Below are 13,930 nucleotides of genomic sequence, written 5' to 3'. Positions count from 1 at the left end.
GCATTGGCAAGGCGCTCGTAAATTATTTTGTCCGACTATTGACCGTCGAACCACCCTCCGTTTAGCAATGCCGCACGATCCGTAACGGCGCACGCCCGCTGCACGATCGTCGAAAACAAAAAGCTCCGGCCAGCATAAGGCAGGGCGATCGGGAGAAGACCGGATGACCGGAGTGGGGCGATCCGTTGATCGACGTCGTGCTTGGTTCGCATCGCATGGCGCGGGGCGCGCCGCATTGTACGGAATGGCATTGCTGCTGGGCGCGCCCGCCATGGCACAGGACGCGCGGATGGTGCCGACTGTCGCCCCGGCCGAACCCAATGCGATCCGGCTCGATACCGGCGACGCCGCGGGCGCGACCGCACCGGAGTCGTGGTTCCGCCAATATGGCGTCGCGATGACGCGCAACGTCAGCACCGCGACACTGACGCCGTTCCTCCCCGATCCTGCCAAGGCGACCGGCGCGGCGGTGATCGTGGCACCCGGCGGCGGTTTCCTGATGCTGTCGATGGAGAATGAGGGGTGGCGCGTCGCGCGTGCGCTCGCCGATCGCGGGATCGCCGCGTTCGTTCTGAAATACCGCCTGAAGCCAACCCCCGCCGGCATGCCCGAGTTCGAACAGGCGGTGGCGGCGATGTTCGCGGGTGCCGGACGTCCCACATCGCGGCTGCGCCCCGAGGAGGCTGCCGCCGGGCTGGCCGAGCCGATCGCCGACGCGCGCGCCGCCTTCGCACTGATCCGTGCGCACGCCCGCGAATGGCGGGTCGATCCAGCCCGCGTTGGGATGATGGGCTTCTCGGCAGGGGCCATGACGACAATGGCCACCGCGCTCACCGCCCCCGAACTGCACCCGGCGTTCCTCGCGCCGATCTACGGCTCGATGGAGGCGGTCAGCGTACGCCCCGACGCGCCGCCGCTGTTCGCGGTGCTCGCCGCCGACGACCCGCTGTTCGCACGCAAAGGTCTGGGCCTGATCGATTCGTGGCAGCAGGCGGGACGGCCTGTCGAATTTCATTTGTATGGCCAGGGCGGCCACGGCTTCGGCCTTGGTAAAGCGAACACGACGAGCACCGAGTGGTTCGACGCCTTCGTCCGTTGGCTCGATATGAACGGCTTGCTGACACGCCAGCGGGACGGCGGCGCGGCAGGCGCAAGCGGCACGGGAGCGACAAAGCCATGAAACCGATCAAGATCGCAATCGTGCTGGCAGTGGGCGCTTTAGCGCCGCTGACCGCCGGTTTGGCGCAACAGGCACCCGCGCCTGCGCGCAGTTTCGAACCCTATTTTACCGCGCCGACAAACGCACCGCTGCCCCCTGACGCCGACGGTTTCCTGCAACGCTGGCTGCTGTTGGAACCGATCGTCAAGCCAAACCGCAGCAACATCGGTTTCACGCAAAGCTATGTGCGCGCCGCGCTGACCGATTTTCCCGGTGGCACTGTTGCCGTGCCGCGCGATGGTGCGCTGATCAAGACGCCGGAGCCGCTGCGCTGGCACGCGCTCGATGCGCGGTTGTTCGACGTCAAGCTGTTCAATTTCGCGCAAAGCCTCGGCAAGCCGGTCTATGGTGTGATCTTCCATGCGGTCACCGTCGTCGACAGCCCGCGCGAAATGCACAATGTGCGCCTCGCCGTCGGCTCGAACGCAGCCTCAATGTGGTGGGTCAACGGCACCGAAGCCGTCGGCCTGTATGGCGACCGTCGCATGGTGATGGACGACGGCGTATCGCAACCGCTGACGCTGCACAAAGGGCGCAACATCGTCCGCGGCGCGGTCATCAACGGTCCGGGCCTCAGCGACTTTTGCGTCCGCTTTGTCGACGCCGAGGGGCGACCGGTCCGCGACCTCACGATCGACCTTAAATAGCTCCGTCCGGGCTTAAACCCGCGCGATCCCGTTGGAGATACCATGAAGTACGCTGCGATTGCCGTCCTGTCGGCCCTGCTCGCACTGCCGGGCACCGCCGCTGCCCAATTGGAGGGCGAGCCCTTTATCCATGATCCCTCGACGATCGCGCTGTCGGACGGGAAATACTATACGTTCGGCACAGGGCGCGGTGGCCTGGTGTCCGAAGACGGCTGGAGCTGGCATAGCGGTGGCGTTCGTCCCGGCGGCGGGGTCGCGCCCGACATCATCCACATCGGCGATCGCTACTATGTCGCCTATGCGGTCGGCGGCGGCGGCATGAACGGCGGCCATGCCAGCCAGGTCAAGGTGATGTGGACGCACTCGCTCGACCCCGGCTCGCCCGCTTTCGGATATCATGATGTCGGCGTCGTTGCCGAGAGCAACGGCGTCGAAGACGCCGATGCGATCGATCCCGCCTTCCTCCTCGCCGACGGGCGGCTGTGGCTGAGCTACGGCACCTATTTCGGCTATATCCGCATGGTCGAGCTCGATCCCACAACGGGTGTCCGGCGCGCAGGCAACCAACCGGTCGATATCGCGATCGACATGGAAGCCACCGCACTGCTCTACCGCGATGGCTATTACTATCTGCTGGGAACGCACGGCACGTGCTGCGACGGGCCCAATTCTTCGTACAACATTCGCGTCGGGCGCTCGCGCTCGCCGACCGGCCCGTTCGTCGACCATATGGGCGTACCGCTGCTGAAAGGCGGTGGGAAACTGGTGGTCGCCGGGCGCGGGCGTCGCTACGGCCCCGGCCATTTCGGCCTGGTCGACCTTGGCGACGGACTCCAGAAGTTCTCGATGCACTATGAAGCCGATATGGATCGCAGCGGGCGTAGCGTGCTCGCGATCGAGCCCTTGTTGTGGAAGGATGGCTGGCCGGTCGGCGGCGAAAATCTTGCGGCCGGAACGTATGAGATCGAATCGCAGCGCAGCGGCGGCGCGCTGCAGCTTGCCGTTGACGACACCCGCATCGCGTTCGATGCGCGCCGCAGCTTCTTTGCTGCGCCGAATACGCCGGTCACCCCCATCGCGAACCAGACGCTTGGCGAAGATCAGGCGAACTGGCCAAGCGGGCCGATCAACGTCGACCTTGGCGATTATATGATCAGGCCGCACCAGCAATGGACAATCGCCCCAGTCGCCGGGGCAGGCGGCTATTTCGGTGCCCCGTATTACAGCATCCTCATCGCGGGTACCGGCCGCGCGCTGGCCGTGTCGGGCGAGACCGTCGCAACCGTGCCGACCTTTACCGGCGCACCCGAGCAATTGTGGCGGATCGACCAACTCACCGACGGCACCTACCGGATAACGCCGAAGGTGACGGGACAAGGCCCGTCGCGCGCGCTGGTTGCCGTGGGGGCCAGCACCCCCGCCCTCGCCCCGTTCGATCCCGCAAGCGCCGTCGGACGGTGGACCTTCAAGCGACCGTAGCGGAGACTCCCCATCTTCACGGAAGGACGTCCTACGATAGTCGCAGTTTCCGTCACGACCGGCTGCTGCTAGAGTTCGGCGCTGTGACGATCGAACATTCCCTCTCCCCGGCTGAAGATGCCGGAACCGCAACCGACAGCGAACTGCCAACGCGCTCTCCGCGCGGCAAAGGGCGGCGGCTGCGCGGCGCCATTGCCCACAAACTCGGCGTGGCCATCCTGTCTGGCAAATATGCCCCGGGCGAGACGCTTTCCAGCGAGACCGTCTTTGCCGAATCGCTCGACGTATCGCGCAGTGCTTATCGCGAAGGCATCCAGGCGCTGATTGCCAAGGGGCTGGTCGAAAGCCGACCAAAAGCGGGAACGCGCGTGCTCCCGCGCGACCGGTGGAATCTGCTCGACCCCGACGTGCTCGGCTGGGCCTTTGCCGGCGAACCCGATCCGCAATTGGTGCGCAGCCTGTTCGAACTGCGCTTGATCATCGAACCTGCCGCCGCCGGGATGGCCGCGACCAAGCGCGACCGCAGCGAACTCAAACGCATGAAGGAGGCACTTGCCGCGATGCGGCGGCATTCGCTCGCGACCGATCTGGGCCGTGCGGCCGACCGGCAGTTTCACGATACGATCCTGCGCGCCACCCGCAACGATGCGTTGGTGGTGCTCAGCGCCTCGATCGGCGCAGCGGTCAGTTGGACAACGCAGTTCAAGCAACGCCTGCGCGCGCTGCCGCGCAACCCGATCCCCGATCACGTGCTCGTTTATGACGCGATTGCCGCCGCCGACCCCGACGCCGCCAGCGCGGCGATGCGGCGGCTGGTCGAACTCGCGCTGGAAGATACCCAAAGCGCGATGGCGAGCTGATCGCGCCGGAGTCAGCGCGTCAGCGCCGCCTCGGACCAGCTCACCGGATCGGGAAAGCGCAGCGGCGTCGCGGTGCGCGCAACGAGTTCGATCAGCGTGACGCCACGCACGTCGACCGACAGCGGCGCGACTGCGTCGCCGAAGCGCATCGGTGCCGACTGGCCGAGCAGCTTGCCGTCGCCATAGACCGCGAAGCGCACCGGCTGGCTGCGATCGCGCGCCGAATCGTCGACCCCGACCAACGCCGAGAAGCGGGCGAACCCCGAATTGCGCACTTCGATCCGCGAATTGGCAAGCACACCGATCCCGGTGGTGAAGCGACGCCCGGCCACCTGCAGCGTCTCGCCATAAGGCGTGCCGTCAGCCTGCGCGCCACCCCAGCCGCCATAACGCGGGTGGTCGCCGTCGCCCCGAGTCCCGCGCCACGGCAAGATGCCACGGTGGATCAGCGGCTCATGCTCGGGGACGACGACGCCATCGACCGCAGGATTCACCCGGCCCGGCTGCTCCGAGAGATAGAGACCGCCGGGCAATTGCCGCGTGCCGTGCGCAGTGAAGACAAGCGTCTGATGCGGCGCGAGCGCGAGCTTGGTCTCGCCGCGGAAGTGCGTCGTGCCGCCATCCCACAGATCGTCGAGCGTAACGTCACCATCGGCGGTGAATTTGAGATGGTCGGCAGTCAGCACCGCTTGCGCTGGCGACGCGGTGCGGTTGAAGATCGCCACCGCTTTGTCGCCGCTCGCCAGCGTTTTGACGAGGATCTGCACATCGTCGGTATCGAACGCCAGCACCGCCTGGTTGCCGGCGGGATCCTGGTCGAGCGCGATGATCCGCGAATTGCCCAGGATCGCCAGCATCGTCGGCGGTGCCTTGCGCAAGTCATAGCCGATGAACAGCGGCGCATTCACCATTGCCCAAAGTGTGAAATGCGTCCGCGCCTCGGCCGCATGCGCCGCATCGAAATCGCCGGTGCCGATGAACAGCATGTCGGGGTCGTTCCACGATCCCGGATGCGCATAGAGCGCGCGGCGCGACACGCTGTCGAAATTGTGCAGCATCCGCGACCAGCTTGGCGAAATGTCCTCGCTGGTGCGCGAGATGCTGCCGACATCCTTGCCCCAGGCGCGGACATCGGCCGAGCCCCACAGGCAGATCGAATAGAGGAAGTCGTTGTCGGGGTTATAGCGCTTTAGCGCGCGCCCGACCTCCTCATACAGCCCGCGCACCGCCGCAATGTCGCTGCGCCCGACCGATTCGACGTCGACCAGCGGCGCGAGCGCGCGATACTGGCCCGACTTCACGCGCGGATCGGTGGCGGGGAAAGCGCGGATGCCGCAGCCGTCGACCTTGATCAGGTCGAAGCCCCAGTCCTTGAAATAGAGCGCGATATCCTGGTCGACATGCCCGTACAGGGCGACCTCGCGCTCGGCGACGGTACCTTCGGGCATATTGGCCATGGTCGAGGTGAACGCCTGCCCGCAGGTATTGCGCCCGATGTCGGAATAAATGCCGGCCTTGAGCCCCATCGCATGGAGCCGGTCGGTAAAGGGCCGGAAGCTGGTGTCGCCGCCCGGCCCCGCCCCCTTGGCCGAGGGAAAGGTCGTGGTGCGGATGACCATCCGCCCGTCACTTTCCCGTCGCTTGAGCCACCAGCCGTCATCGATGTCGATATAGCGATAGCCCTTCGCCGCCAGCCCCGAATCGACGATGATCTGCGCCGAGGCGAGCACCTTGTCCTCGCTGACATCTTCGTAAAAGGCGTTCCAGCTGTTCCACCCCATTGGCGGCAATTGCCCCGCGCCCGCAGTATAAGCGCTCCACCGCCCGGCTGGGGCGAGATCGTCGGCCTGCGCCATCGCGGGCAAGCTGCAAGCCGTGGCCGCGAGCAGCGCCGCACAGACGCGCAATCGGCTGCGTCCGCCGCGCATCAGCGCGCCGCCTTGGTCACGAGGTTCTTGCCGAAGAAGGGCATCACATTTTCCTGAAAGCGCACCGCCACGTCGCTGACGTGCGTCCCGTGGTACAGTTCGAAGCTGTTGGCGATACCATAGCGGTCCAATGTCGCGTGAAGCTTGGCGGCGTCGTCCTTGAGGCCGTCCTGATCGCCGACATCGATCGCGATGGCGCGATACTGGCGCAAATTGCCGATATATTGGTCGACAAAGGCGAGCGGCGCGTTCGCCGCCCATTTTGCCAGCACCTCGGGCTGCACGACGCCGTTCTTGGTCGGCAAGTCGAGGTAAAAAGGCGGGTTTTTCGGATTGGGCGACCAGGCGGCGGCGGTCGCAAATTGCGCGCGCCCGAAGAAGGGCAGCGCGGTGGCTTCCTCGCGCGTATGAATGGCCTCCAGCGCGGCGGCCGCCTTGGGGTCGATCTGGCCGGGATCGCGCGCCGACAGGCAGCACGGGCTCATCATATAGATCGCGCCGAACATGTCGGGATGCCGCATCCCGATCCGCGCGGTGCCGTATCCCCCCATCGAATGCCCGACGAGCCCGCGGCTGCGCCGGTCGGCGATCGTGCGATAATGCGCGTCGATATAATGGATCAGGTCGCGCGCGATGAAGGTCTCGAAATCGCCGGTGGTGACCGAGCTGGAATACATCGATCCGTTATGCAGCGTCTTCGAATCGGGCAGCACCACGATCATCTCGGGCACGCCCTTGGCGAACGCGCCCTCGATCGTCTGCGGCACGTGAATTTCGTGGGTCCATTGCTCGGCACCGATCGAATAGCCGTGGAGCGCATACAGCACCGGGTAACGCCGCTTCGGGTTGGCGGCGTAGCTTGGCGGCAGCATCACCAGCACGTCGCGGTCCGCCGAATCGCCCTCGAGATTGCCGACGATGGTCGGCGCATGCACCTTGATCCGCTCGATCGTAACGGCCGGAGCACCGGCAACCGGCGGTGGGACGTGCGTCGGCACTTGTCCGATTGCCGGCATCCCCCCCATCAGCAAAGCGGCGGTTCCGATGCAGGCAACGCGTGAGGCACGCCATGCCGCCCGCAGCCGATGACGATTGCGCATATCACTCTCCCAAGCACTTATTGGACCGGTATCGCGTCTTCGCGACGTGTCGTCTTGTCCGTCTAAAGCAAGTCCGCGTCAATTCCTTGCAGCGCCTCCTCTAGGCCGGGGCCTACCCGCCGCGAAGCAAGCGCATCACCAACGCCCGGATCCGCCCATAATTGCCGCCACGCAGCGGCCCCAGGATACCATGCTGCTGTTCCGACAGGTGCCTGAGCGGATGGCCATCGGGGCGAAAAACATAGTGTTCAAAAAACGCTCGCCACGCCGCGCGTTCGGGCGCGGGGCGCTCGGCGATTGCGATCATCGCGAGCAACATCGCGGTATGCGGAGCATCGGGACCGCTGGCGAAGCCATCCCACCAATAATTGACCAGAACATTGAAGGGTGCAGTCGCTTCGACCGAATGCCACCACAGCTTCGGCAGATACAGCGCGTCGCCGGGTTCCAGATCGACGGGAATCGCCCGTCCCCGGGCGTTGGCGAACGCCGGGTAGCGTGCGTCTTCCGGCGGCGCACTGGCGGCCAGGCTGACCGGTTGCCCGGCCAGCGTGTGATCGATCGGCCCGACATACAGATCGGCAATCGCATCGGGCGGATAAAGCGTGAAACGCCGTCGCCCCGCCACGACACAGGCGAGGTTGTCGAACGTATCATAGTGGCAAGCGACCGACGACGCGGTCCCAAGCCAGATCCGCGGCCCGACGTCGGGCGACAGGATCGAGAGCGTATTTTCGGCAGAAAAGCCCGGAAGATAGTCATCTGTGGGCAGCGAACCGACATAGATTGACGGTTGCGAGGGAGACTGTGCTGCGTCCGCGATCCGCCCAAGCGCCTCACCGAACCGCACGCTTTCGCGCGAGAAGGTAAACCCGGCCAGTCCGTCGGCATAATCGTATCGTCCACCCGTTCCCGGATCGCCGACAAACATCTCCGCCGCCCGGTCGACCGCGAATCGTGCCAGATAGGCGACGAGCGCCGCCTGCGATTGCGCTTGCGCGGCATAAGCCGGCCACTGGCGACATACGCCGCGCAAGACGACCGGTTCGCACGGCTCGGCAATGTCGCGGAGGAACCGGTCGCGATCCAATGTCGTGCCGTCGACGGTTCGCAAGCAGGGCGAGTCGAGCGATGTCATCCGGCAACAAGACGATCGTTGCGCAGGCGGGCGAGGCGCGAAAGATGCTGCTGTGATCCAAGGACGCTTTGCGCGAGCGCCAGGTCGCCTTGCCGGAACAGTCCGATCACCGCAACGTCGTCGAGCTCGGCCAGGGCATCGCGACTGATCGTGTAGAGGCCTTCCAGCACGAGTCGTTCGCCATCGTCGAAGCTGAATGACAGGTCGATCGGCTCGACCAGTTTGAGCGCGAGCAAACGCTTGAGGAACTGCTCGGTCCGCGGCAACCCCGCGTGCAACTGACTCAAGGCGCTCTGGACACGGCGCAGCGCCGCGGCGGGCAGGCCCTCTTCTTCAAACACCCTTTGCCCACCCGTTCCCGCAAAGCGGGGTTGCGCCGGATCGATCGCGATATGATCGCCGGAGATATAGAAACCCTGCCGCACCAGATCGAGGAGCCCTTCGACCGCCGCGCCATCACCCGTTCCGGAAAAAATGTTTTCGCCCGGCTTCAGGCCCAGCAGTGCTCCGGCATAAAATGCCCCGGTTTCAGGATGTTTGGTAAAAAGGATCGGAAATCGGGCAGCGACCGACTCGAACTCTTCGACCACGATCTGCACGAAGTGCCGGTCGGCGGACAGCGGCGGACCAAGCCGCAGCGCCGCGTGATTATCGGTATTTAAGACCTCCAGCGTCGCCATCGGCGTCCTCTCCTAAGCTATCGCGCCGCTGCTCACGGTCGTCCTGCTGGCATAAGCGGCGCACCACGCTCCGGCCAAGAGCCTTGATCGTTTTTTCGCATTACACCGACAAATACCATTGCGCAGCGTCTCTGGTAGCGATAACAATGCTCCCAGCGCAATAGGTCGGACGATACCGACTGGGGCGCGAGAAGCTTGTCCCGGGGCCCACGGCCTGGGGCAGGCGTCTGAATAATAATGATAGTTTAAGAGGGAGGGGATTGTGACGTACTTCACCGCACGCCGGAATAGCGCAGCATCGGGCTCACGCAGGCGCAAATTTATTCTGATTGGCGCTCCGAGCTTGCTCGCGCTTGCTTTGGCAGATCCGGCCGCCGCACAAACCAGCGACGCGCAGACTATCCATACCGCGCAGGCCGTAACGCCGCAGGATGGGGCTGCTACCGCCGACACCGGCAAACCTTCTACCCCCGACGACATCGGGCAGGACATCATCGTTACGGGTCTGCGCGGATCGCTCCAGCGCAACCTGGACATCAAGCGTTCGGCGACAGGCGTTGTCGATGCCATCTCGTCCGAAGACATCGGCAAATTTCCCGACTCGAACGTCGCAGCCTCGCTCCAGCGCTTGCCCGGCGTGTCGATCCAGCGCTCGGGTGCCCGTGGCGAAGCAACCGGCATCACGGTTCGCGGCTTTGGCGGCGACTTCAATACCACGCTGTATGACGGTCGCCGCATCTCGACCGCGACCGGTGGCCGCCAGATCGATTTCTCCACCGTCGGTTCCGATTTCATCGGCCGCCTGAGCGTCCTCAAGACGCCCGACGTGGCGCTGACCTCAAGCTCGATCGGCGCGACCGTCAATGTCGAATTCCCCAAGCCGTTCGATCATCCGGGCCTCCGCCTGGCGACCAGCATTGCAGGCTCGGTGCAGGATCGCTCGGGCAAGATCGTTCCGACCGGCGGCGTGCTGCTTAGCGACACCTTCGCCAATGGCACGCTCGGCGTGCTCGCCGACTTCATCTACACGCGCCGCGATACCAACACCAACCGCGTCGGCGTCAATGGCTGGGAGGGCGGCTATTACGCGCCGTGCCAGCTGAAGGGCACCACTGCGACCAGTTGCTCGCCAACCAGCGACTCCAAGAGCGCCGCCTATGCCGACGCACGCAACCGCCAGACGGTGGTCGGCTGGTTCCCCCAGCAATATGTTTACGAGCAGGATCGTACCAAGGACGAACGCTATGACGGGCGCATCGCGCTGCAATGGCATCCGTCGGACGATGTGATGGTCACGATCGACGACAATTTCTCGCGGCAGAAGGTCGTCACCGACATTTACGGTTTCGGCGTGTGGTTCAACCAGGGCGCGCTGCGCAACGTCGAGCTCGACAAGAACGGGCAGGCCATCAATTTCACGCAGACCGGCTCGCCGACCGACTTCACCTCGGCAATCAACACCGAAGTGCTGCAGACCAATGCGATCGGCGGCAACGTCAAATGGGACGCGAACGAGCACCTCACGCTCGAGGGCGATCTCAACTACGCGCAGAGCTGGCGTAATCCGGACGGCAATATCGGCAGCCAGAACGGCGATATCGGCTATGGCGGTGCGCTCGGCACGACGACCGGGCTGCAAATTCTCGGCAACAGCAGCAACGCCATTCCGGTGCTGACGGCTTTTGGGCCCAACGGCACCGCTGCGGATTTCGCCAATCCCGCGCTGATCGGTTCGCATGTCACCGTGAACCAAACCCAGCGCAACACCGATACCCTGAAGCAGGCGCGCTTTAATGCGACCTGGCATCAGGACAATCTGACCATCAAGGCTGGCGGACAGTATATCGAGGACCGCTTCCAGCTCAGCAACCAGAGCACCTTCACCAACAACTTCTGGCAGGCCTATGCCGGCTACGGCACGCCTTCCGCGCAGGGTGGTGGCATCGCGCCGCTGCCAAGCAGCCTGTATCAGGGCACGATCTCGACCAACAACTTCATCCCCGGCTTCAAGGGCTCGTTGCCGCCGTCGTTGATCATGTTCAACCCGATCGCCTATCAGAATTATCTGACCAGCCTCGGCAATCCTCAGACGAAAAACATCCCCGGCTATAACTATTCGGGCGTTACCGGCTTTACCGGAACCTTTGACGAGGCGGTCGATCCCGGCAGCATCCAGGATATTCGGGAAAAGACCTGGTCGCTCTACATGAGCGTCAATTTCACCACCGACATCGGCAATATGCCGTTCCACTTCAACGCGGGCGTGCGGAACGAGAACACCCATCTGACATCGGTCGGCCAGGGCCGCCTGCCGTTGGTGCTCAGCACCAGCAGCGCCGATCCGACGCTGCTGACAGTGTCGAGCTATACCCCGGTTCAGGCGGTTTCGAGCAAGAGCAGCTATTCGTTCCTCCTGCCGACGCTCGACGCCCGGCTCGAAGTCACCGACCGGCTGCAATTGCGCTTCGATGCGTCGCGCACGCTGACGCGCCCGGCGCTCAACCTGCTGTCGCCGGTGCTCAACGTCGGCAGCGGCCAGCGCGTCAACGCGCTGACGGCAAGCGGCGGCAACCCCAACCTCAAGCCGTATCTGTCGGACAATTTCGACGTCGCGGCCGAATGGTATTACAAGCGCAACTCCTACGTTTCGGTCGATTTCTTCGTGAAGAACGTCAGCAACTTCATCGTTGGCGGTGTGACGCGGCAGGCCATTAACGGCGTGATCGATCCGACCACCGGGCAGCCCGCCAACTTTGCGGTCACGCAACAGGTCAACGGGCCTGATGCGACGGTGCGCGGGGTCGAGGTTGCATGGCAACAGGTGTTCGGCGAAACCGGCTTCGGCTTCACCGCCAACGCGACCTTTGTCGACACCAACAAGCCCTACGATCCGACCAACATCTCGCAAACCGGTTTTGCGGTCACCGGCCTGGCCAACTCCGCGAACTTCGTCGGCTTCTACGACAAGCACGGCTTCCAGTTCCGGGCGGCGCTCAACTGGCGCGACAAGTATCTGCTCCAGTTCGGCCAGAACCAGAATACCGGACAATTCGGTGCCGAACCGACCTTCGTCAATTCGAGCCTCCAGCTCGACCTGTCGTCGAGCTATGACATCAACAAGCACTTCAGCGTGTTTGGCGAGGTCCAGAACGTCAACAACAACCAGCAAAGCACCCACGGCCGCTTCGACAATCAGTTGCTCGACGTGTTCGACTATGGACGGCGCTATCTGGCCGGCGCGCGCTTCCGCTTCTAGTCTCTGCCACCTCGGGGGTGCCGTATCGGCACCCCCTCATTTTTGGTAGTCGGGAGCGATGCAGAGCGTCAAAAATATCGTCATCGTCGGCGGCGGGACGGCTGGGTGGCTGACGGCCGGCATCATCGCCGCGCGGCATCGCGGCCGGATGCCGGAAGGCTTTTCGGTAACGCTGATCGAATCCCCGGGAACGCCGATCATCGGGGTTGGCGAGGGCACCTGGCCGACGCTGCGCACGACGCTTTCCAAAATCGGTGTGTCGGAAAGCGATTTCTTCCGCGAATGCAACGCTTCGTTCAAACAAGGCGCGCGCTTCGCCCGCTGGACAACCGGCGAGCCCGATGAAGGCTATTATCATCCGCTGATGCTGCCGCAGAGTTTCTCGCGGGTTAATCTTGCGACGCATTGGCTGGCCGACGACCATGGCCAAAGCTTCTGCGACATGGTCTCGCCGCAAGGGCGGCTGTGCGATGACGGGCTTGCCCCCAAGACGATCGCCACCCCCGAATATGAGGCGCTCGCCAACTACGCCTATCATCTCGATGCCGGGAAATTCGCGGGCTTCCTCCAGCGGCACTGCTGCGAAACGCTCGGCGTTCGCCACATACTCGCCGACGTCCAGCATGCGACGCAGGCCGAAAATGGCGACATCCTCACCGTCGTCACCGAACAGGCAGGCGAGATCGCGGGCGATCTGTTCATCGACTGCACTGGCTTTGCGGCGCTGCTGATCGGCAAGACGCTCGGCGTGCCGTTCAAGAGTTGCAGCGACACCTTGTTTTGCGACACGGCGCTGGCGGTGCAAATCCCGCATGAGGATCCGGACGGACCAATCGCCTCGCACACGATTTCGACCGCGCAATCGTCAGGCTGGATCTGGGACATCGGCCTGCCGACGCGGCGCGGCGTCGGGCATGTCTATTCGAGCAGCCACATTTCCGACGATGCCGCCGAGCAGGAATTGCGAGCCTATCTCGGCCCGCGCGGCCGCGATCTGGCGGTGCGCAAACTGGCGATCCGGGCCGGGCACCGCGAAACCTTCTGGAAGAACAATTGCGTGGCGATCGGCCTGGCCGCCGGTTTCCTCGAACCGCTCGAAGCATCGGCGATCGTGCTGATCGAACTCTCCGCCAAGCTGGTGGCCGAACAGATGCCGGTGTGCCGCGAAGTGATGGACATCCTCGCCGCGCGCTTCAACGCGACGACGCTGTACCGCTGGGGCCGGATCATCGATTTCCTGAAGCTGCATTATGTGCTGACCAAGCGCACCGACAGCGATTTCTGGCGCGACAATGTCCGGCCCGAAACGGTCCCGGACCGGCTACGCGATCTGCTGACCCTGTGGAAATACCAGCCGCCATGGTTCCACGACGAATTTGACCGTGTCGAGGAAGTCTTCCCGGCGGCAAGCTATCAATATGTGCTCTATGGCATGAACTTCCACACCGAAGTGTCGCGCGACGCGATCGCGGGCGAAACCCGGCTCGCGGCGCAAGCACAGCGCGAAGCCGCGACCCAGACCGAGCGTCTGCGCGCGGGCTTGCCGCGGCACCGCGATCTGATCCGCAAGATCGTCGAGCATGGGTTACCGACGATCTGATCCTCCGACGACTCCTTCCCTCC

General features: G+C 64.2%; 10 protein-coding genes. 6 read left to right on the top strand and 4 right to left on the bottom strand.

Going from position 1 to position 13,930, the window contains the following annotated elements:
* Positions 1 to 244: 244 nt before the first annotated feature.
* The 4 genes from ACP7BL_RS01610 (at position 245) to ACP7BL_RS01595 (ending at position 4,205) form a co-directional block, all read left to right on the top strand.
* Entirely contained in the window at positions 245 to 1,180 is a 936-nt protein-coding gene (locus ACP7BL_RS01610) for an alpha/beta hydrolase (RefSeq protein WP_426257454.1), read from the top strand.
* Positions 1,177 to 1,866, top strand: coding sequence for an acetylxylan esterase (locus tag ACP7BL_RS01605; protein ID WP_426257453.1), 690 nt, complete (start codon positions 1,177 to 1,179; stop codon positions 1,864 to 1,866). The genes ACP7BL_RS01610 and ACP7BL_RS01605 overlap by 4 nt, the downstream gene beginning before the upstream one ends.
* A 42-nt stretch (positions 1,867 to 1,908) precedes the next feature.
* Positions 1,909 to 3,345, top strand: a complete 1,437-nt coding sequence (locus ACP7BL_RS01600; protein ID WP_426257452.1) for a family 43 glycosylhydrolase — start codon at positions 1,909 to 1,911, stop codon at positions 3,343 to 3,345.
* A gap of 143 nt (positions 3,346 to 3,488) precedes the next feature.
* Positions 3,489 to 4,205, top strand: coding sequence for a FadR/GntR family transcriptional regulator (locus tag ACP7BL_RS01595; protein ID WP_052192290.1), 717 nt, complete (start codon positions 3,489 to 3,491; stop codon positions 4,203 to 4,205).
* 11 nt (positions 4,206 to 4,216) lie between these two features.
* On the opposite strand, the gene ACP7BL_RS01590 is transcribed toward ACP7BL_RS01595, so the two are convergent.
* The 4 genes from ACP7BL_RS01590 to ACP7BL_RS01575 all read right to left on the bottom strand — a co-directional run bounded on the left by ACP7BL_RS01590 (position 4,217) and on the right by ACP7BL_RS01575 (position 9,051).
* On the bottom strand, positions 4,217 to 6,133 hold the full coding sequence (locus ACP7BL_RS01590) for an NPCBM/NEW2 domain-containing protein (RefSeq protein WP_052192284.1): 1,917 nt from the start codon (positions 6,131 to 6,133) through the stop codon (positions 4,217 to 4,219).
* Complete coding sequence (locus ACP7BL_RS01585) at positions 6,133 to 7,233, bottom strand: alpha/beta hydrolase (protein WP_426257451.1); 1,101 nt, start codon at positions 7,231 to 7,233, stop codon at positions 6,133 to 6,135. The genes ACP7BL_RS01590 and ACP7BL_RS01585 overlap by 1 nt, the downstream gene beginning before the upstream one ends.
* Positions 7,234 to 7,345: 112 nt before the next feature.
* Complete coding sequence (locus ACP7BL_RS01580) at positions 7,346 to 8,371, bottom strand: cupin-like domain-containing protein (protein WP_137903055.1); 1,026 nt, start codon at positions 8,369 to 8,371, stop codon at positions 7,346 to 7,348.
* Positions 8,368 to 9,051, bottom strand: a complete 684-nt coding sequence (locus ACP7BL_RS01575) for a SapC family protein (protein ID WP_033964504.1) — start codon at positions 9,049 to 9,051, stop codon at positions 8,368 to 8,370. Before ACP7BL_RS01575 ends, ACP7BL_RS01580 begins: the two co-directional genes overlap by 4 nt.
* A 259-nt stretch (positions 9,052 to 9,310) precedes the next feature.
* Here ACP7BL_RS01575 and ACP7BL_RS01570 point away from each other — a divergent pair, with 259 nt between their 5' ends.
* Positions 9,311 to 12,307 (top strand): TonB-dependent receptor, encoded by a 2,997-nt coding sequence (locus tag ACP7BL_RS01570; protein WP_409574462.1) that lies wholly within the window; start codon positions 9,311 to 9,313, stop codon positions 12,305 to 12,307.
* A gap of 58 nt (positions 12,308 to 12,365) precedes the next feature.
* Positions 12,366 to 13,907, top strand: a complete 1,542-nt coding sequence (locus tag ACP7BL_RS01565) for a tryptophan halogenase family protein (protein ID WP_426257450.1) — start codon at positions 12,366 to 12,368, stop codon at positions 13,905 to 13,907.
* Positions 13,908 to 13,930 lie beyond the last annotated feature (23 nt).

This window comes from Sphingomonas sp. DC1600-2 (assembly GCF_049897605.1).
Taxonomy (GTDB): Bacteria; Pseudomonadota; Alphaproteobacteria; order Sphingomonadales; family Sphingomonadaceae; genus Sphingomonas.
This window is presented reverse-complemented; position numbering and strand designations above follow the sequence as displayed.